Source organism: Photobacterium aquimaris (genome assembly GCF_002954455.1).
Lineage (GTDB): Bacteria > Pseudomonadota > Gammaproteobacteria > Enterobacterales > Vibrionaceae > Photobacterium > Photobacterium aquimaris.
The window spans coordinates 300,409-320,837 of the sequence record NZ_MSCC01000002.1 but is presented as its reverse complement, the minus strand read 5'-3'; the positions used below and the strand labels follow the sequence as shown (position 1 = coordinate 320,837).

The following is a 20,429-nucleotide window of genomic DNA, read 5'->3' as shown; positions in this document are numbered from 1 at the left end:
ATGAAAGGCATTATTCAATTATTAATTCGAAACCCTAAGTCATTAACAGGACTATGTATTTTAGTAGTGTTTGTATTAGCAGCTCTGTTTGCGCCAATGATCACTAACCATGCACCCGACAGAGGTACTGGCAACCCGCATGAATACCCAGCATTTGTGGTAAAAGCGGCTCAAAATAACCCTGATGGTTGGATTGCGAAAAACTTAGCCACCAATAAACGTACCCTACTGATGTCAAAAAAAGCCGACCATATTCTTGGCACAACCCGTATGGGACGTGATGTATGGTCACAATTAATCTACGGCGCACGCACATCGCTTGCGGTTGGTTTAGGTGCCGGGGTTTTAGTGTGTTTTCTGGCAACCTTAATTGGTGTTTCTGCTGGCTATTTTGGCGGCAAGGTCGATGAAATCCTGACCGCGGCAATGAACATCATGCTGGTGATCCCTCAATTACCGTTGCTGTTTATTATTGCAGCGTTTATTGGTCAAGCCGGACCATTTACGATAGCGATTGTTATCGCCATCACCTCATGGGCATGGGGGGCGCGAGTGGTACGATCTCAAACCTTATCCTTGCGTGAAAAAGAGTTTATTCGTGCGGCAGAAGTGTTAGGCGAGTCACCTTGGCGAATTATTGCGGTAGAGATCTTGCCTAACCTAATGTCGATTGTTGGTGCCAGCTTTATTGGCTGTGTACTGTTGGCAATCATGACCGAAGCCAGTTTATCGTTTCTTGGTCTAGGTGATCCGAACGCTATTAGTTGGGGGGTAATGCTATATAACGTTCAGACCTCTTCATCGATGCTAATTGGTGCATGGTGGGAAATTCTCGCTCCATGTTTGGCATTAATTTTTATTGCTATCGGTTTATCGTTATTAAACTTTGCCGTTGATGAAATCGCCAACCCACAATTACGTTCACACAAAGGCATGCGCCGCTGGCAGCAACGTAGTGATGAAACCCTGATAGCCACTCAAACTGAAATGCCTCACCCTGTTACTGATGGCGGAACAAGATAATGAATAGCAGCTTATTAACCCTTACTTTTGCTCGCACTCAACAATGCGATCAATTAACCCGTACCATTTACCTTACATCGAGGAATAATAAACAATTAACCCTCAACCAAGATGTAAGTAATTTTAATGCTGAGATCAGCAAAGCGGCATTTACCGTGGCGGATATTCAAGATATTGGCTATTTAATCGCAACCACATTTACTCAAGCAACAACGTTACAACTGTGCATTGATGACACTGTTGCAAACCAATATAGCCACCAGCAGTGGCTCAAATGGTTATCTTTTGGACTGGCATTATCTACCTATCGTTATCACCATAGCAATAGCCCAATTTTAGCTCCAACAATGGCAAATTTCACGTTACTTAACGCCACTATCGACGATAATAGTGCATTTGAAAACGGTAGAATTCTGGCGCAGAGCCAGCTTATCGCCCGTGAGTTAATCAACAAACCAGGCAATGTTATTTATCCACAATCCTTTGTCGAGGCTGTAGAAGCATTAGCGATCAACAATATTGAATTATCTTACCTTGATGATGCAATGATGCTTGAACAAGGCTTTGGTGGCTTAATGAGTATTGCTCAAGGTAGTGATCGCGAAGCACGGTTATTATGCCTTGATTATCATCCACAAAACCCTCAATTAACAGTGGCATTAGTCGGCAAAGGGGTCACGTTTGATTCTGGTGGTATTAGCATTAAACAACCGCGCTATATGAGTACCATGAAAGTGGATATGGGCGGCGCGGCAGCCGTTGTTGGCGCATTAAACGCTATCGCCCAACTTCAATTACCGATTCGTGTAATTGGATTGTGTGGCTTAGTGGAAAACATGCCATCAGGCACAGCGATTAAACCCGGTGATGTGGTCACCATGCTCAATAAAACCAGTGTAGAAATCATTAGCACTGATGCCGAAGGACGAATGGTATTAGCCGATGTGCTTCATTATGCTCAGCAACACTATCAACCTGACTATTTAATTGATATTGCAACCTTAACCGGTGGTACAGGGATTGCGCTTGGCAAAGCTTTTGCGTCATTAATGGGGAATAACGATGATTTGATTGCCCATGCAAAAGCAGCAGGTCAAGCGTGCTCAGAGCCATTATGGCCAATGCCTAGTGGTGACATGTTTAGCACAGCGTTAGACAGCGACTTTGCTGATCTTCGCCATGGTAGTGAAGAGCCTGATGGCAGTCCATGTGTGGCAGCGACCTTTTTATCGCACTTTATCGAGCCCAATCAAAAGTGGATCCATATTGATTCAGCAGCAATGTCATTTATGACTCACCGTAAAATTTACGCCAAAGCTACTACAGGCTACGGTACGCTGTTATTAACCGAACTCTGCCAACAGCTGATCTTGCAAGATCAGTTGCATAAATAACAAGGAAGTTAACCATGATCTTATTAGCAAATTCAGAAGCCTACCCTGGCATTGAAGCATCAGCACGTCGTCTACAAGCAGGTGAAGAAGGCTTACGCGCATTAGTTGAAGGTATTAAGTTGGTTGAGTTAGATCCACGCGTACGGACGGTTGGTTACGGTGGCTGGCCAAATGTACTCGGTGAAATGGAGCTCGACGCCTCAGTAATGGATGGTGATAGTTTACGTACAGGTGCCGTTGGCGCATTAAAAGGCTACATCCATCCGATTGAAGTCGCCTATAAAGTCATGACAGATCTCAATCATGAGATATTAGTCGGTGAAGGCGCGGCTATTTTTGCCAATGAAGTTAATGCGGTTGCAGGCAATAACCTTATCGAAGATTCAAAGCAAGTGTGGTGGGAAAAACTTGAGCAAGCGATGACACCAGAGCAACAAGCGGCATTTCCTAATGTGCCACTCGCCCCACTGTCTAACAATGCGACCGATCCCGAGCGTGTGCGTGATACGACGGTATTTTTAAGCAGTGATATTAACCGCAAAATTACCGCAGCAACCTCTACTTCTGGTTGGGCATGGAAATACCCTGGTCGGTTAGGTGACAGTCCAATTATTGGTGCCGGATCGTATGCTGATAGCCGTTATGGTGCGTGTGCTTGTACTCACACCGGAGAAATGAGTATCCGCTGTTCAACAGCCCATGCGGTCGTACTATACATGAAGATGGGAATGACGTTAGATGAAGCCGTCTATGAAGCGATTCGTGATCTCGATTATCTCAAAGATGGCTATACCGAAGGTGTTACTATTCATGCGATAGATTGCCACGGTAATCACAAAGTCGTGAGCTTAAATTGCCCAGGAAATATTACTTACTGGCTGTGGCAGACTGGAATGGATAAACCTGAAGAACGCCAAGCTGAAGTTATCATGACCAAATAATAATAGCGCTCTTCAAAATCAATAACACCCTGCGGGAACTCACTTGCAGGGTGTTGTTATATGGGTGATTAGTGTTATTATTTTCATTTATTAAGTAAAAATCCCCGCACTCTCTGCCACCAAAGAGCAAACAGATTATCCGCCATATAATCAGCGCGAAATGCTTGGCTATCATCCTCTGCAACACTCTTTACATATTGCTTATTATTAACGGTGATAATTTTCGTAAAACTATGCGTATACGGTGACACTTCGCGATCTAAAAAACGTAACGCCTGACGAGGATTTGTTGTCATCCGTTCTATATCCGGATGATGAGACAAGCCATGAGTAATAGTTAACGTAAACGTTGTCATTGTTGCTGTCCTTGAAACGATTGAAAACATCAACAACCGTGAAAATGGGAATCAAAAAAAAAGTGTTTAAATAAAATATACTCGCTCTGGTTTCTTTTAAATATCAGCAATATGTTTCAATTTGTATGAAAGATAAGAAGTTGTAACAAAGTGAGCCTTAAAACAATAATCGACAATAGATTCTTAAAAATAAGTCATAGATAACTGCCTAAATTGACTAATTTTTTATGTATTGTCACCATAATGTAGATTAGCTCATGCCTATATCCAATTACCTAATACCGACCTTATTATGCGTTAGTGCCTCCATCCTGATTGGCTGTAATAACGATAACACCAACAGCACAACCACCAATACTGATCCTGCTGTCGTTGACACACCAACCGCTGATACCGATACAGAACAAGATCCCCCCATATTAGCAGTCGCAGACGATGAATGTGATCTCGATAACGTACAATTACTGGATTTTACCCCGTGGCAACGAGAGAACGGTTACTGGGTCGGTGACTATACCTTACTTGGGGCGGATGGTACGCCTCAAGTTTCTAGTCGTTGGCCATATCAATATGATAATTACCAAGGATTTATTCATTTAGAAGTAATTGGAAACACTATCAAACAGCGCAATGTATTTTTATACCCACCTAAAAAGGCAGAGTTATGTGATGAGACAACCATGGCATTAGGCAATGGTATTTGTGGTATTAATGGTAATGAGAAAATCTTTAGTGCTGATCAAAAAGCCACCGATTGTGATGGTAATCTTTCTGGCCCATTTGAGTCTTTTGGCATGACGTTAGATACTAATACCACCTTGATTGGCGATGATACCGTACTTTACCAAGTACGAATGCCTGATGGCGGTATTATGCAAAATCAATTAACAACCCTACCACCCAACGATACTCGCGTCCGTACCGCCCAAGGTTTTTTCAATGGTAATCCAACTTATGCTAGTTATTATCGAGAACGAAAAGTCACTGAAGCCGAGTTTTTTCAATTACTCGCCGCAGCACGTGCTGAATACAACATTCTTGAAACCGACTACTGCGGTTACGATAATACTAACCAACCAAGCCAAACCACCTGTGATGATCACTTTGGATTAGATCTTTCAGCAGAATAATAAAAAAGCGTGCTCTTAGTAAGAGCACGCTTTAATTAATACATATTGTAGTGGCTAATTAAAATGTGGCCTGCAACGCTTGCTTTTTATCGCCTGTCATTACAAACCGTAGTTCACCACCTGCTTTAATATCGCTGTGTTTAAAGGTTAAGTTAGCACCTAATGGTTGACCATTAATAGTGACTGACTGGACGTATTTATTCACTGGGCTATTATTATCTGCAACAATGGTAAATTCTCCATCTTTGACATCAATTGACACCTTATCAAACAATGGACGACCAATTGAATAAGTAGGATCCGCTGGCGTTACTTGATAAAAGCCCAATGCACTCATGATGTACCATGCTGACATTTGTCCTACATCTTCATTACCAATTAAACCTGTTGGCTCAGTGGTATAAAACTGGTTCATGATCTGATCTAAATACTCTTGTGCTTTCCATGGCTCATCGGTCAAGTTGTATAGATATGGAATATGGTGCGAAGGCTCATTACCATGCATATATTGACCAATATAACCTGTTAAATCCGGCAACTCTTCACCTGTATTTGAAGAACGAGCCGTAAACAACTCATCTAAATCTTCACGGAATGATTTCTCTGGTGTCATATCAGGTTTATTTTTAGCCATATCTGCGGCGTAAATTTCTTGCTTTAAGCGCTCAAAATCATGCATAGGTTGGAACTTCCATTGCCATGCATTACCTTCAGTAAAGGCAAATTCATCAACAAAATATGGGTCAAATGGTAATAATGGGCATTGTTCCATCTCTTTACTACTACCATCATTTTGTACCACATCAACCATTACGCATTCACCTTTACGCGACTCATCAATAGGCTGATTAAATTGTGATGCGGGTTTATTCGGGCTAACACTTAATGGATGGTTCTTTGGACGTAAGAAGCTAGTTTCTTTATCCCAGTGGTGCAACCAATTATCAGCACGCACTAAAAATTCATTCTGCAGTTTGGTATCACCCGCCATACGAGCAATTTCCGATACCGCCCAATCGCCATAAGCAAACTCTAAAGTATAAGACGCTGAGTTCCAGTAACCATGATGAACAAAGCCATTTTCTTCATAGACTTTTACTTGAACCACGTTTGCGGCACCAATATTTTGATCTTTCGTCCAATCAGGAAATTCACTTTCTTCATGATAACGCGCGGTAAATTCAGCGGCTTCTAACGCATCTTGAGCATCAACATTTAAATCTTTTGCCATTGCATCGGCAATAATAGAAATAGCCGGGAAGCCAATCATCGTCCCCGTATAATGCCCTTGCAGTTCCCACTTAGGTAAAATACCACCGTCTTTATATTTACGAATTAAATCATTGGCATATTCTGTTGCGCGTTGCGGATTAATAATGGTTTGTAATGGATGGAATGCACGGAAAGTGTCCCACATTGAATACACTGAATAATTAGGCGTATTACCCGCGTCTTTTATTTCTTGAGTACGCATGGCGCGATATTTACCATCAACATCTTGGAAGATCATCGGAGCAATTGAAGCGTGGTACATCGCAGTATAGAAAATCTGCTTTTGATCTTCGGTGCCGCCTTCAACTTCAACCTTGGCTAACTCGTTATGCCATGCCTGTTGAGATTTCGCTAACACCTTATCAAAGCCCCAAGCAGGCACTTCTGTATTAAGGTTATTTTCTGCGCCATCAATACCCGTAGGAGAAAGACCTACTTTTAATTCTAGAGGCTGATCTGTTGGCGCAAATTCTAAATAAGCGATAGTTTTAACCGCTTCAATATTATCATTATTTAATTTAATGCTCGTTTCAACACCATCAATTAATGCCGTTGCTTTTACTATCGGCTGATTAAATTTCGCATAAAAATAAATATGTTGGTTATTTGCCCAACCATCAGAACTACGCTGGCCGCGAACAGTATATTCATCAATAATTTCAAGATTGCCAACCGTGGTACGGTTACCCCAACTCTTATTTAATGTATGGTCTAAATCAAATTTAATAAACGGTGTACTACCTTTAGCAAAAGTATATTTATGGTAGCCAACTCGCGCTGTGGTGGTCAGTTCAGCTTTAATCTCACCACGATTTAATTCAACTGCATAATAACCAGCTTCTGCAGTTTCATTGACTTTATCAAAGGTATTGTAAGTCGCATTGTTTTTTTCAGTAAACGGCAATACTAAAATATCACCTAGATCAGTAATACCTGTTCCACTTAAATGGGTATGAGAAAAACCATAGACTGGAATATCTTGTTGTTTTCCATGATCAAAATAACCCGCCGCAGATCCCCAACCATCCATTTCAGTATCAGGACTTAATTGCACCATTCCCGATGGGAACACCGCCCCAGGGAAAGTATGGCCATCAGCACCAGTACCGATAAAAGGATTTACATATTGTAAATATACGTCTGAAACTTGAGTTGCCTTATCTGTAGATACTGTTGAATTATCAGAATTACAGCCACTTAACCCCATTGCTAATGCAATAGAAAGTGCCACTGGGCTCAGTTTATTTATCATTATTATCGACCTATATTATTTATTATGGGGAAGCGACGAAAATAAATATTCCGTCAACTTGCTATTTATCGATAATAAAAATAAACCTCACATTTAAGTAGTAGCAAAATAATACATTCGCTGGACTTTTATCGCTAAATACTTTTTTAGTGACATTGCTTCAATCTCAATATTATTCTTTCTTTGTCTATCAAAAATAATCAAAACAATAAGGGAGCTATCAGCCCCCTTGTTATTTAACGCGTTAGCTAATTAATCAACGGTACTTGCATGGCTTGTGATTTATCACCTGTCATCACAAATTTTAGTTCACCACCGACTTTAAATTCAGCGTGATTAAAGAACAACCCGTTATCTAACGGTTTACCATTAATAGACACCGATTTAATGTACATATTATCATCAGCATTATTTAATGCTTTCACGGTAAAGAAACCATCTTTTACGGGTAAACGTACTTCATCAAATAACGGACGGCCAACAGTATAAATTGGCTCAGCGGCATTGACTTGATAGAAACCCATCGCCGACATTACATACCATGCTGACATTGAACCAACATCTTCATTACCAATAATGCCAGCAGGCTCTGCAAAGTACATTTCATCTAAAATATGATCGACCACTTCTTGGGTTTTCCAAGGTTCGGCAGTCCAATTATAAAGATATGGAATATGGTGCGAAGGCTCATTACCAAACGCAACCTGACCAATCATGCCTGACATATCTGCGGTTTCTGTACCTTTACTACCCGCGGTGAAGGTGGCATCCAAGTTTTTAGCAAACGCTGCTTGCCCACCCATTTGTTCTTGTAGTCCTTTGATATCGTGTGGCACAAACCATGTCCACTGCCATGCATTACCTTCAGCATAAGGGCCTGATTCATGCGCAGTATTATACGGATCAAACGGAGTAATAAAATCACCGTCAATGGTTAATGGCCGCATAAATCCAGTTACACCATGATCTGTATACTCGATTGAATTTTTATCAAAATAACGCTTAAATGCTTGTGAACGTGCTAAATATTGTTGCTCAAGCTCTGTATTACCTGCCGCTTTCGCTATTTGTGCAATCGCCCAATCATAAAACGCATTTTCTAAACCGTAAGACACCGATTCTTTAATATTTTCAGCATTTTCATTCGTAACAGGCACAAACCCATGTTGTTGAGAAAACTTTACCGCATCAGGTAACACACGTTTTAAAACATCGAGATCCCACTCTTGAGCTAATGTTGCATGCTGATCATAAGTAGACGATTCAACCGCAGCTTGTAGCGCTTGTTGTTTTTCTTGTAACGTAAATTCATTGGGGAATTTGGTGATCGCATCAGCAATCACCGCCACCGCAGGATAACCAATCATGGTGCCAGTCTCATCCCCTAAGTGTTCCCACTTCGGTAATAAGCCGCTCTCCTTCCATTTTTGAACCATATTCTTAGCATACTGTACCGCACGCTCTGGCTCGGTAATGGTTTTTAATGGATGTAACGCGCGGAAGGTATCCCACAGTGAATACACTGAAAAATTTGGCTGTTCAGGTGTTGCTTGCCCATAAGCAATCGAGTAATTACCTTCACCATTACGAATAGAGCCTTTACCCATACCTCTAAATTCACCAGTGACATCTTGGTGTACTTGCGGCGCTATTTTTGTATGGTAAAGCGCAGTATAAAAGATTTCTTTTTGCTCAGATGTGCCGCCTTTAACATCAAAATTTAGCGCTCGTTGCCATTTCTTCACCGCCGCCATTCGTGCTTCATCAAAAGATTGATGTCCTTCAGCGTCATGGTTAGCTTTTGCACCATCAGCACTTACAGCAGAGATTGCAACTGCAGCATTAACAATCTGAGTATCACCGCCTTCAAACTCAACATAGGCAGTAACGTCAGCTTTAGTGCGTTTAATTGGCTTACCCGCATCATCGCGAAGCAATTCTGAAACATGTTCGGCAGTTAAGCCTTCTACTGGTTTACCGTTGGCTAGGATAACCACATTTTTGATTTTTTTATCAAAGGTCGCATGGAAGAATATTTTCTGATTTTTCGCCCAACCAGAAAAATGCGCCGCGTCTCTTTCACCGGTGATGGTATAACCATCTTCACTGATAGTTAATTGATTACGTAATGAAGTCGAACCCCAATCACTGTTTAAAATCGAATTTAAATCAATTTTTAATTTCTGATCAGCGCCTTGAGGATAAGTATAACGGTGAAAACCTACTCGCTCAGATGCGGTTAATTCAGCTTTAATATTATTATCGGCAATCTCAACGCTGTAATAGCCCACTTCTGCCTGCTCAGAGGTTTTATCCATTTTAACCGCAATCGCTTTACGGTAATCATCGCTATCTTCAATGTAGTTTTGATTATCTTCAGTAAACGGTAAAAACAGAATATCACCTAAGCCGCCCATACCGGTGCCACTTAAATGAGTATGCGAAAAACCAAATAAAGTATCTTTATCGTAATGATAACCTGATGAAGAATGCCAACCCATTAGCTCAGTGTCCGGTGACAACTGAATCATGCCTTCAGGCACCACTGCACCAGGAAAGGTATGACCATTAAAGCCAGTACCAATAAATGGATCGACAAATTTAGTATTGCCCGTTAACACTATCTCAGGTGCCGTTTTATCGGGCACAACAGTGGTATTGTTATAGATGGTTTCGTCATTACACCCTGTCAGTGCTGCTGCGACCATTAGTGCCAAAGGCAATATTTTCATTGTCGACATATCCATTCCCTAGCTCATCACGTTGACTGTAGATTGTTATATTTGGAACTACAGTGAAAAGTTTGTGGCAGGATTATCAATAAAGTTAATAGCAGGAGATATAGGATTAATTACGCATTCACAGGCTTTTTGTAACAGCAATTATACGCTGTGATATACCGCATATTCTTAAATACGTTATTTTGGACTCAATATCACAGTTTTAATTATATTATCCATAAAAAAACCGTTACGTATGTTGCCGTAACGGTTTCTAAATATCACAGGTATAGACAATAATGATTAAATAACAGCTTTACCTTGTACCCATACTTTTGCCACATTTTCAGGCTGAGCAAGCGTAATGATTTTTTCTAAAATGTCTTTCGCACTGTCAAATTCAGGCCAAATACGTAAATTCCCGATAGCAGAATTAGCTTTAATCACTATCGCATCAAAATGATACCCTTGCTCAAATAAGCCAACTTTCGCATCAAGCACCTGTCCACCGCCGACTGTTGCCATCCAAAATGCTTCTACAAAACTAATGCGCGCATTAACAGTACCACGCTTCGACGCGGGTAAGTAAATATCCACCCCTTCTTCACGAACACGAGAATGACTGACGGCATCAAAACTGGCGCGGAAAATAGACGGTGATGGCGCACCCGCAATATCACTACCTAAACCGATTTGTACGCCGTGATCCAATAATTCACGTGCTGGCATAGCCGCATTAGCAAAATACATATTTGATAATGGGCAGTGACCAATACCCGCTTTAAACTGGTTAATTTTTTCAATATCTGCTTGATTAAGAAAAATAGAGTGAGCAAGAATCGATTTATTATTCAGTAGCCCCATATCAGCATAAATCGTCACGTCACTAACACCGTAATGCTGAATGCTATAATCACGCGCCCAATCACTTTCAGAGCAATGGGTTTGCATATGGAGATCATAGCGTTGTACTAAACCACCTAACTGTTGCAATAGTTCACTGGTGCAACTTGGTACAAAACGCGGCGTGATCACCGGATGTACTAAGCGTGACTGATTTCCGGCTAGCTCAAATACGTTATTAACAAACAATTCAGTGTCATCAATTGCCGCTGTCACACTTGGTTCACAGTAATAAGCTGGACATTGGTCACTATTGTCCATGTTCACTTTACCAACAAAAGCACGTTGACCAACATTCAAACATGTTTGTGCAAGTAACTCCGTCGATTGACGGTGAATAGAAGCGAAATACACCGCACTAGTAGTACCATTAGCTAATAATGTTTTAGTGACATCTTGATAGACATTTGCTGCGAAATCATTATCTGAATAACGGTTTTCAAGTGGGAAAGTGTAATTTTGAAGCCAATCATACAAAGGTAAATCAAGCCCTTTACCTGCTTGTGGCCATTGTGGTGCATGGCAATGTAAATCCACCAAACCTGGTAATAAATATTCACCTTTAGGGATCACTTGCAGGCTATCATTGCCCTTAAAAATTGCCAATAAGTCAGCATATTCAGGGTGCTGAGGCTGGTATGTCGCGGCAATATTCCCTTGATGATCAATTAATAATAACCAATTAATATTAAACGCAAACTCACCTTTTACTGGGCAGTGAAAGCAATCAGCAAGGACAGCAAATTTAATCATTGTTATATCAATCATGCGTTATTCTCTGTGTGTGTTTGACTCTCTATTTGGGTAACGGTTTCAGTTGCAACAGGGTGATCTTCATTAGGCAAAATGAAATTCAAGATCACCGCAGCTAAAGCACCAATCGCAATGCCTGAGTTAACTAAATAACCAATTAATTCCGGTAAGGCGTAAACTAATTCACGTGGCATTAACACCGCGCCAAGTGACAACATAATCGGTAAACCGACCACTAACATATTACGTTCATTAAGGTTGATGTGCTGAATTACACGAAAGCCATTCATCGCAATAACAACACAAATAACGGCGAAAATACCCGAAATAACAGCATGTGGAATCGAAGCAATAATACTAGTTAATTTAGGCATTAACCCCAGCAATAACAAAATAAAGCCACCTGCAATAATCGCATGGCGTGAAGCAACACCTGTTACCGCAATAATACCAGCATTGGTTGAATAACCCGTAACAGGGCTACCGCCTAATGCAGCACAAAAGAAATGCCCTACCGCTTCACCCGTTGCACCACGATTTAAGCGTTCATCTTTAAGCTCAACCCCAGTTACCGCACTCACTGCACACCATGTGCCAGTGGTTTCAACTAACACAATCATTGAGATAAACAACATCGTCAAAATTGCAATGGGATCAAATGTTAACTCACCAAAAGGCAATAAACTCGGCAATTTAAACCACGCCGCTGTTGTTACCGATGAGAAATCTGTCATGCCATAAAAAGAAGCAGTCAACGTACCTAATACAATCGCACTTAACACTGAGGTTAATCGCAACCAATGCAATGACTTAAACAAACAACCTAATAAAATAAAGCTTGATAGTGACACCATGCTTACCAACGCAATCACAATATTTTCAGTTGGACGATCACCACTGTAAATACCATTAAACGCAACAGGTAGTAATGAAATCCCCACTACAATGATCACCGTACCGCCCACAATCGGTGGCACTAATTTTCGAACTGCTTTACTAAATAAATTTAATGGCTTACCTAATAGTGCCACCAACAGAGCTACCGGAATTAACGCGCCATACACCGCCCCCATTCCCATGGTTTGACCAATAGCAGCAATAGCACCAATCGGAATATAAGACGGCCCTTGCATCACAGGTAGTTTTAATAAACACCTCGACTGAATAATGGTCGCCAATCCTGCAACGACAAATGTCATTTGAATAAGTGCCGATGTATCAGACACCGTCAGTGATAATAAACCCGCTAAAATAATTGGAACAATATATAAATCCATCGCTAAAACATGTTGCGCCCCCAAAGAAAGCGAGCGAGGAAGTGATATTTTTTCATCGATATTAATCATGTGTTGGTATACCAATTAATAAACTAACGAAGGCAGTTATTGTGTAAGACTGCGGCTGATTTCAATTGATACTGAATAAAAAAATTCATATCAATAAATAACATATCAGAACAATAAACACTTATTGTTCAATAGATTGCGTATATGTTAAGCGTTATTATTAACCAAGCAGAATATAAGATGGCGGGATTTTACCTGAAAAAAAATCTAAGGCAATCGTTTGCGTATTAATTTAAATTAACATTTCCAAGAGCGATAATCATGGTCTTTTTAGGTATAAAATACACCTTTATCAACACCACAAAGTGTAAACGCTGGCGCTTGTTATCCTGATAGTGGAAATACACCAGAAATTTAGACTTTCTTTCCTTCTACAGTTACTGACATAACATTCACCTTTTTTATTATTTTAAAATTAATTATTCCATAAAAGAGCTTAAATCTAGTGGTCTACTTTTATATAGATAACAATACTCAAAAATTAAATACATACGCTCAAGGGATGTTTATAATAATACTGAAATAATAAACCACAGATAAAAAGTGGAATTAAAGTCAAATTTTAAAAATATAACCAATTGAAAATAAACTATTTATTAAAATAGCGTTAAGACTTAGTTAAATCTCACAGTCAAATAAAGAGAATGATAACTATTATTAAAAACAGAGATATTATATTTAATGAAAATCAGCGATAACACCAAAAAAAATGCAACATGGCTGGTATCTAGCCTTATCTTGATCAATATAGCTGTTTGGATAACAGCGGTAATAGCCTTTCATCACCACCCAGAAATGCTGGGTATGTCACTCTTAGCCTGGTCACTTGGTTTACGCCATGCTGTCGATGCCGATCATATTGCTGCGATTGATACCACGACTCGAAAAATGATGGAACAAGGTAAAAAACCTATTACAATCGGCACATTTTTCTCATTAGGTCATTCCACCATAGTAATGCTAGCCGCAGCAGCAATTGCATTAACTGTTGGCACCTTTAAATCAAAAATTCCTTTTATTAGCGATATTGGCGGCATTATTGGTACCAGCGTATCAATTTTATTTTTATTGATTATGGCCTATATCAACCTACGCATTTTCTTATCAGTTTATAAAAAATTTAATGCCTACAAACAAGGTATTCGCCCATCAGATGCTGATTTAGACATTCAATTAAGCGGGCCATTAAATAAACTTTTCCACTTTTCATTTAAGTTTATAAATAAAAGCTGGCACATGTATTTTATTGGCTTTTTATTTGGACTTGGTTTTGATACCGCGAGTGAAATTACCTTATTAGCACTGTCAGCAACCAATGCTTCTCAAGGGATGAATATCTGGTTAATCATGATATTTCCGATTTTATTTACCGTCGGTATGTCGTTAATCGATACCCTTGATAATCTGGTTATGGTTGGAGCTTATGGATGGGCATTCTCAAAACCATCACGCAAGCTCTATTATAATATGACCATTACTGGCATTTCAGTGATTGTGGCATTGATCATCGGCGGCTTAGAAGCACTGAGTGCTATTGCATCGAGTTTAAAGTTAAGAGGCTGGTTTTGGGATAATATTAATACTATGACCGATCACTTTGGAATGGTCGGTATTGGTGTGATTGCGATATTTATTGGCTGCTGGGTACTGTCTATCCTTAATTATAAGATCCGCAGTTACGATAAATTGGATCAGCCGATTTAGTCCATTAACCTCTCGTCATATCCCCTTACCTCATCGATAACGGTCGCACGCATTGCGGCCGTTGTATTATCTAACTTCCTAATAATGTATTTACCCGTAATCACAACAGCGACCTCTCTGCTCCTCTCTCTCCCCAAAATATCAATTATTCCCACAAGGTAATAATCTTTTGCATTTATCGCATATTGTTTTGTTTTTGGTAATTGTTAATATGGCTCCATCGAAACGCAGACGGCGTTGACAAACAATGATAAAGATAAGGTTATACAACTCATGAAAACAGTTATTAAAGCAATTATCGCTACCGCTATTATCGCCACTTCTTACACTGCATCAGCACGTGATGGCGCATTCACAGGTAACGTTAGTTTCAATAACCAAGCAAATAATGCAGTTGTTGCTAGCCACTACGCTGTCAACGGCACTGCTGATAAATCACATTCAGGGATTGTGGTAACCAACAAAAACAGCCACATGAGCTTTAATGACAAACTATTATCAGCGGCTGATAAATAATAATAGAGCACTAGCGTGATCCTACTTTAGTTAAAAAACAATTATTACCTATAAGTAAAAGTGTTTTGGTTTTACCTCTATTGTTACCAAATTCACGAGATGTAGAATGGCTGCATCGACACAAACAATAACCACTAAGTTCGATATAACAGCAGCCGTTATTCGTTTTTGAAACGCGCAATCAAACAGATTCAGACTTATGGCTAACGCGGTAAGTCACTATAAATTAATAAATAATTATCGGAGTTTTACTATGAGCAATGTATTTTACATGCCACCTGTAACCTTAATGGGTCCTAACGCTATTCAATCTCTAGGTGCTGAACTAGCATCAAAAGAATTGAAAAAAGCACTTATCGTGACTGATAGTGTATTGGTTGAAGTGGGTCTGGTTAGCAAGCTAACAGATGAACTAAAAACCCATAACTTAGATTTTGTTATTTACGATGGTGTTCAACCAAACCCAACAGAGAAAAACATCGAAGATGGTCTAGCTCTTCTTGCACAAAGCAAAGCAGATTTTGTGATTTCATTTGGTGGTGGTTCATCTCACGATACAGCTAAAGGTATCGCATTGGTTGCTGCTAACGGTGGTCATATTCGTGATTACTCAAAAGGTGTACACCTATCGAAAAAACCACAACTTCCATTGGTAACCGTGAATACAACTGCAGGTACGGCATCAGAAATGACCGTATTTGCTATCATCACTAACCAAGAAGATGAAACTAAATACCCAGTAGTTGATAAGCACTTCACGCCTATTATTGCGGTTAACGATTCAGAGCTAATGGTAGCAATGCCTAAGTTCCTAACGGCAACAACAGGTATGGACGCATTAACTCACGCCGTTGAAGCCTATGTTTCAACAGCAGCAACGCCAATCACTGATGCATCTGCAATCAAAGCGATTGAGTTAATTGTTAACAACTTAGAAGCAGTAGTGAATAACGGTGAAGACCGCGCCGCACGCGATGCAATGCAGTACGGTGAGTACTTAGCAGGGATGGCATTCTCTAATGCTTCTCTCGGTTACGTTCACTCAATGGCACACCAATTAGGTGGTGTTTACAACCTATCTCATGGTTTATGTAACGCAATCCTATTGGCAGAAGTATCACGCTTCAATGCTAAGCAAGTACCAGAGCGTTTTGTTGATATCGCAAAAGCAATGGGTGTTGATGTATCAGGCATGACTCAAGAGCAAGCAGTTAACGCAGCCCTTGAAGCGATTGATGCACTATCTGAGAAGGTAGGAACTAAGCAACGTCTAGCTGACCTGGGTGTTACTGAAGATAAATTAGCATTCATGGCACAAAATGCCCTAAATGATGCGTGTTCTTTAACTAACCCTCGTCAAGCAAACCTTGCTGAGATTGTTAATATCTTTAAAGCTCGCATGTAATTACCCTGACTATCGGTAATTAATCTGTCGAAAAGGCCGCTGATTTATCAGCGGCTTTTTTTTTACCTTGAACTCAATGCTGGCTGTTTTTTCCACTTTTTTGATAAAACAAATCCCATTCGTAACGTTACCAGCTATCACATTTGTTTTTTTAGCCTCTGCTTCCCTCTTTATTATCAATATATCTTAACTATCTCCCCTCTTGATAAACAGATCATGAGTATTACTGAAAGAGAGTAAAATATGCATTAGATAGCGTATTTATTTTGTAATAGTTAATTGCATTTGAAGTGATTGTTTTTATCTAAAATAGGGTAGATTATGATTATATCAAGTCAATCATATCGTTAATACTTTAAGGAATAAGCTTCTTAAATAAGATATAGCTTTATTTTTAACAATCCCGTTATTATTTCTTTAACTAAAAATGCAATCGTATCGATAATATGTATAGCGTCCAATAATAAACTTAATTTAGTGCATTATGATTATTTACACATTTTAAAAGAAAATCATTCACCTTAATAAACACATTAAATATCTTTTAGCATCTGATTTTTAAAGAATAGTTTTATTTAACAGACAATAATTTATTCATTTTCCATTTTGTATAAAATAAAGGACATTATATATGAAAGCGGCTATTGCACATGATTTTAAAAAGAAACTCGTAATTGAAGATATTAATATTCCATCAATTGGTGTCAATGATGTATTAGTAAATATTAAAGCATGTGGTGTTTGTCATACTGATATTCACGCTTGCCAAGGTGACTGGCCTGTTAAGCCTAAAATGCCTCTGATTCCTGGCCATGAAGGGGTTGGTATTGTTACCGAAGTAGGTGCAAATGTTGATCACGTAAAAGTAGGTGATCGTGTCGGTGTTCCTTTCTTATACACAGCTTGTGGCTATTGTGATTACTGTTTAGAAGGAAAAGAAACACTTTGCCCTGATTGTCTTTATACAGGGTATCATGTAGATGGTGGTTATGCTGATTACTGTAAAGCAGATGCCCGTTATATTGTAAAAATACCTGATGAACTTGGTTTTATTGAAGCTGCACCATTATTTTGTGCTGGTGTAACATCTTATAAAGCGTTAAAAGTAAGTAATACAAAACCAGGTGATTGGGTTGCTATTGTTGGTGTTGGTGGTCTTGGTCACTTAGCTATACAGTATGCGATAGCGATGGGATTAAATGTCATTGCTGTCGATACAGGCGAAAATAAAAAAGAATTGTCATTACGATTAGGCGCTAAACATTTCATTGATTTTAAAATTGATACTCCTGAAATTAAAATCAAAGAATTGTTAGGTACTGGTGTTCATGCTGCTATTTGTTTAGCTGTATCTAAAGCGGGTTTTGAAAGTGCTTATGCATCAATTCGTAGAGGCGGAACACTCGTATTAGTCGGCTTACCACCAGAAGATATGCCAGTTCCTATTTTTGATACGGTCATTAATGGGATTACATTAGTTGGTTCAATTGTTGGTACTCGTCGAGATTTAGCGGAATGCCTTGATTTTGCAGCACAAGGTAAAATTAAAACAAACATTGAAGTTAGAAAACTAGAAGATATCAATACTATTTTTGATGAGCTTGAAAAAGGCGAAGTAACCGGTCGTATTGTAATGGATTTCGAATAATCATTAGATATTCGCGTTAATAACGGCGCGTTCATTAACGTTAATATATTAAAGAAAGGATGTAATTACCCTGACTATCGGTAATTAATCTGTCAAAAAGGGCGTTGAAGCTAACTTCAGCGCCCTTTTACTATTTCATAAAGTCGAACTTTCATTTTCTGCTTCAGTCACTTTCTGGTGAGCTTGCCACTAGCGGACATTGCTAAATGGAACTTACTCGCTAAATTCATATAACAGATGTTATACGAAGTTGGCGGTTAATTTCGTCGATATGGTATGAAAGCCAATACCTTATTCACTTTCAACTAAGGGTATTGGCTTTATTCGATGGCTGTTACGATTGTTTTAACGCTTATAGACCGTAAGATGCTAGCAAGTTATGAAAATATAGTGAGATACTTGCCCAAGTTCGAGTGAACCAGCCGCCTTGTTGAACACTGTTGAGCGCGACAAGTGGCTTCGATTGAATAACTTTATCTTTATAGGTTACGGTCATTTCACCTAATTTCTCACCCTTATCAACCGGGGCTTTGATATCACGCTCAATTTGAAGCGTAGTTACCAGACCTTTCTCATCAACACTAGAAGGAAGAACCATGGTTAATGACTTATCAAGGCCTATAGAGACCGTATTTTGCTGTCCTCCCCAAACCTTTTGTTCAGAAAGCTTGCTGTTTGCTGAATATAATGTGTCTTGCTTAAAGAAGTGAAAGCCGTAATTGAATAGTGCTTTACTTTGAGCGGCAACATCATTCAGCGATTTTGTACCTAGAACAACACCAACCAACTTCATTGGGTTATTTGGTATCTCAGCAGAGCTTACCAATGAGTATCCCGCAGCTTCTGTGCTACCTGTTTTCATGCCTGTCGCATATTGGTAAGTGAACAATAAGCGATTGAAATTGGGTTGGCGAATATGATTATATTCAAAATACTTTTGACTGAAAAAATGAAAGTATTGAGGGTAGTCATTCATGATGTGCTGTCCGAGCAGCCCAAGATCATAAGCCGTTGAGAAATGTGCTGGCGCAGGCAAGCCCATGACAGTTGTGAAGTGGGTATTGTGCATACCGAGCTTAACAGCCGTCGCGTTCATCATCGAAACGAATGAAGATTGAGAACCCGCGATGTAATTTGCCAAAGTGACAGCAGCATCATTGCCCGATTCAACAAGCATACCTGAGATAAGATCTTTCACTGAAACAAAAGAGCCAGGCTTTAAGAACATTCTTGAACCACCTGTGCGCCATGCGACTTCTGGCACTTGTACTTTTGAGTCTAATGAAATTACACCGGCGGCCAGTTTTTGCTCAACAATGTACATTAGCATTAACTTGGTGGTGCTGGCTGGTGCCATACGCATATTGGCATCGTTAGCGGCAATAATCTGTCCGGTTTTAGCATCCATTAAAATGAAAGCGCGTGCTTCAACTTGAGGCGAGAATACTCCTGCCTGAGTCCATTTTTGCACCAGCGTTTCAGGGATCCCATTATTACCACCAGCTTCTACAGGTGCAGAAGGCACTTGTATATTTTCTGGAATACTGGTTTTTACATCGATAGCACCGAAGCTATTGAGTGGCGCTTGAGCTTCTTTGTATTGCGTTGCCGCGAAGTAATCACTATTAGGCATAGTGTTCGTTGCATCATTGCTAGGTGTAGCAAATACTGTACTGGAGGTAAATAATGCAGCGATGGTTGCTGCTAAAGAAAGCTGTTTGATTATTGTCATAAGAATATTTAATTTACAGTTATTTACTAAAAGTGCGATATAAAAAAGCGACTAGATAAGATACTAACTTCGCTGAGTAATTAATGCCCTGCAGAGTCTATCTATCACTACCACAAAAATGGTGAGTGCTTTTCCGTTCTTGATCAGCGTTACAATGACTTTGGTTACAAGTCGCATTTCTATAATGATGTTCCGATCATTACGCGCATGAAACCTGAATCCCGTTGATAGCTATCACTAAATGATGGTGCTTAAGTCCTACTTTCTCAGCGGGTCATTAGAACCTCATGTTGGTTATAGCCTCTCGTATATTATCTGTCTCCATCTTACCAGC

At 39.7% G+C, this 20,429-nt stretch carries 14 protein-coding genes; 8 read left to right on the top strand and 6 right to left on the bottom strand.

The features are described 5' to 3' along the window. Genes BTN98_RS12400 through BTN98_RS12390 form a run of 3 tightly spaced genes read left to right on the top strand, consistent with a single transcriptional unit; the run spans nt 1 to nt 3,358 of the window. Nucleotides 1-1,023: an ABC transporter permease gene (locus BTN98_RS12400; RefSeq protein WP_060996889.1), complete on the top strand. Its 1,023-nt coding sequence runs from the start codon at nt 1-3 to the stop codon at nt 1,021-1,023. Beyond that, entirely contained in the window at nt 1,023-2,417 is a 1,395-nt protein-coding gene (locus tag BTN98_RS12395) for a M17 family metallopeptidase (protein ID WP_060996888.1), read from the top strand. Before BTN98_RS12400 ends, BTN98_RS12395 begins: the two co-directional genes overlap by 1 nt. 14 nt (nt 2,418-2,431) lie before the next feature. Beyond that, nucleotides 2,432-3,358: a glycosylasparaginase gene (locus BTN98_RS12390; protein ID WP_060996887.1), complete on the top strand. Its 927-nt coding sequence runs from the start codon at nt 2,432-2,434 to the stop codon at nt 3,356-3,358. Between the two features lie 83 nt (nt 3,359-3,441). Here the strand turns inward: BTN98_RS12390 and BTN98_RS12385 are convergent, their stop codons facing one another. Beyond that, nucleotides 3,442-3,714 (bottom strand): hypothetical protein, encoded by a 273-nt coding sequence (locus BTN98_RS12385; RefSeq protein WP_060996886.1) that lies wholly within the window; start codon nt 3,712-3,714, stop codon nt 3,442-3,444. Nucleotides 3,715-3,971: 257 nt separating this feature from the next. On the opposite strand from BTN98_RS12385, the gene BTN98_RS12380 reads away from it, so the two are divergent. Beyond that, the gene (locus BTN98_RS12380; RefSeq protein ID WP_060996885.1) at nt 3,972-4,844 is read left to right on the top strand and encodes a hypothetical protein; all 873 of its coding nucleotides are present in this window, start codon (nt 3,972-3,974) and stop codon (nt 4,842-4,844) included. Between the two features lie 58 nt (nt 4,845-4,902). Here the strand turns inward: BTN98_RS12380 and BTN98_RS12375 are convergent, their stop codons facing one another. The 4 genes from BTN98_RS12375 to BTN98_RS12360 form a co-directional block, all read right to left on the bottom strand. Beyond that, entirely contained in the window at nt 4,903-7,368 is a 2,466-nt protein-coding gene (locus BTN98_RS12375) for a GH92 family glycosyl hydrolase (RefSeq protein ID WP_060996884.1), read from the bottom strand. Between the two features lie 248 nt (nt 7,369-7,616). Then, nucleotides 7,617-10,109, bottom strand: coding sequence for a GH92 family glycosyl hydrolase (locus BTN98_RS12370; protein ID WP_231730618.1), 2,493 nt, complete (start codon nt 10,107-10,109; stop codon nt 7,617-7,619). A 282-nt stretch (nt 10,110-10,391) separates the two neighbouring features. Then, nucleotides 10,392-11,759 carry an amidohydrolase family protein gene (locus BTN98_RS12365; RefSeq protein ID WP_060996883.1) on the bottom strand — a complete coding sequence of 456 codons (1,368 nt, stop codon included), beginning with the start codon at nt 11,757-11,759 and terminating at the stop codon, nt 10,392-10,394. After that, the gene (locus BTN98_RS12360) at nt 11,756-13,090 is read right to left on the bottom strand and encodes a solute carrier family 23 protein (RefSeq protein ID WP_060996882.1); all 1,335 of its coding nucleotides are present in this window, start codon (nt 13,088-13,090) and stop codon (nt 11,756-11,758) included. The genes BTN98_RS12365 and BTN98_RS12360 overlap by 4 nt, the downstream gene beginning before the upstream one ends. A gap of 681 nt (nt 13,091-13,771) precedes the next feature. Between BTN98_RS12360 and BTN98_RS12355 the strand changes: the two genes are divergently transcribed. From BTN98_RS12355 to adhP, 4 genes are all read left to right on the top strand, one after another. Continuing rightward, nucleotides 13,772-14,794, top strand: a complete 1,023-nt coding sequence (locus BTN98_RS12355; protein ID WP_060996881.1) for a HoxN/HupN/NixA family nickel/cobalt transporter — start codon at nt 13,772-13,774, stop codon at nt 14,792-14,794. Nucleotides 14,795-15,067: 273 nt separating this feature from the next. Then, nucleotides 15,068-15,310, top strand: coding sequence for a hypothetical protein (locus tag BTN98_RS12350; RefSeq protein ID WP_060996880.1), 243 nt, complete (start codon nt 15,068-15,070; stop codon nt 15,308-15,310). Nucleotides 15,311-15,563: 253 nt separating this feature from the next. Beyond that, a complete protein-coding gene (locus BTN98_RS12345; protein ID WP_060996879.1) occupies nt 15,564-16,715 on the top strand; it encodes an iron-containing alcohol dehydrogenase in 1,152 nt (383 codons plus the stop codon). 631 nt (nt 16,716-17,346) lie between these two features. Further along, nucleotides 17,347-18,363: an alcohol dehydrogenase AdhP gene (gene adhP, locus BTN98_RS12340; RefSeq protein WP_060996878.1), complete on the top strand. Its 1,017-nt coding sequence runs from the start codon at nt 17,347-17,349 to the stop codon at nt 18,361-18,363. A gap of 352 nt (nt 18,364-18,715) precedes the next feature. Here adhP and BTN98_RS12335 read toward each other — a convergent pair whose 3' ends face one another. After that, nucleotides 18,716-20,095, bottom strand: coding sequence for a D-alanyl-D-alanine carboxypeptidase family protein (locus BTN98_RS12335; RefSeq protein WP_060996877.1), 1,380 nt, complete (start codon nt 20,093-20,095; stop codon nt 18,716-18,718). Nucleotides 20,096-20,429 lie beyond the last annotated feature (334 nt).

Coding starts and splice junctions, on each gene's coding strand:
- BTN98_RS12400 (WP_060996889.1), top strand. CDS start 1: ATGAAAGGCATTATTCAATTATTAATTCGAAACCCTAAGTCATTAACA.
- BTN98_RS12395 (WP_060996888.1), top strand. CDS start 1,023: ATGAATAGCAGCTTATTAACCCTTACTTTTGCTCGCACTCAACAATGC.
- BTN98_RS12390 (WP_060996887.1), top strand. CDS start 2,432: ATGATCTTATTAGCAAATTCAGAAGCCTACCCTGGCATTGAAGCATCA.
- BTN98_RS12385 (WP_060996886.1), bottom strand. CDS start 3,714: ATGACAACGTTTACGTTAACTATTACTCATGGCTTGTCTCATCATCCG.
- BTN98_RS12380 (WP_060996885.1), top strand. CDS start 3,972: ATGCCTATATCCAATTACCTAATACCGACCTTATTATGCGTTAGTGCC.
- BTN98_RS12375 (WP_060996884.1), bottom strand. CDS start 7,368: ATGATAAATAAACTGAGCCCAGTGGCACTTTCTATTGCATTAGCAATG.
- BTN98_RS12370 (WP_231730618.1), bottom strand. CDS start 10,109: ATGTCGACAATGAAAATATTGCCTTTGGCACTAATGGTCGCAGCAGCA.
- BTN98_RS12365 (WP_060996883.1), bottom strand. CDS start 11,759: ATGATTGATATAACAATGATTAAATTTGCTGTCCTTGCTGATTGCTTT.
- BTN98_RS12360 (WP_060996882.1), bottom strand. CDS start 13,090: ATGATTAATATCGATGAAAAAATATCACTTCCTCGCTCGCTTTCTTTG.
- BTN98_RS12355 (WP_060996881.1), top strand. CDS start 13,772: ATGAAAATCAGCGATAACACCAAAAAAAATGCAACATGGCTGGTATCT.
- BTN98_RS12350 (WP_060996880.1), top strand. CDS start 15,068: ATGAAAACAGTTATTAAAGCAATTATCGCTACCGCTATTATCGCCACT.
- BTN98_RS12345 (WP_060996879.1), top strand. CDS start 15,564: ATGAGCAATGTATTTTACATGCCACCTGTAACCTTAATGGGTCCTAAC.
- adhP (WP_060996878.1), top strand. CDS start 17,347: ATGAAAGCGGCTATTGCACATGATTTTAAAAAGAAACTCGTAATTGAA.
- BTN98_RS12335 (WP_060996877.1), bottom strand. CDS start 20,095: ATGACAATAATCAAACAGCTTTCTTTAGCAGCAACCATCGCTGCATTA.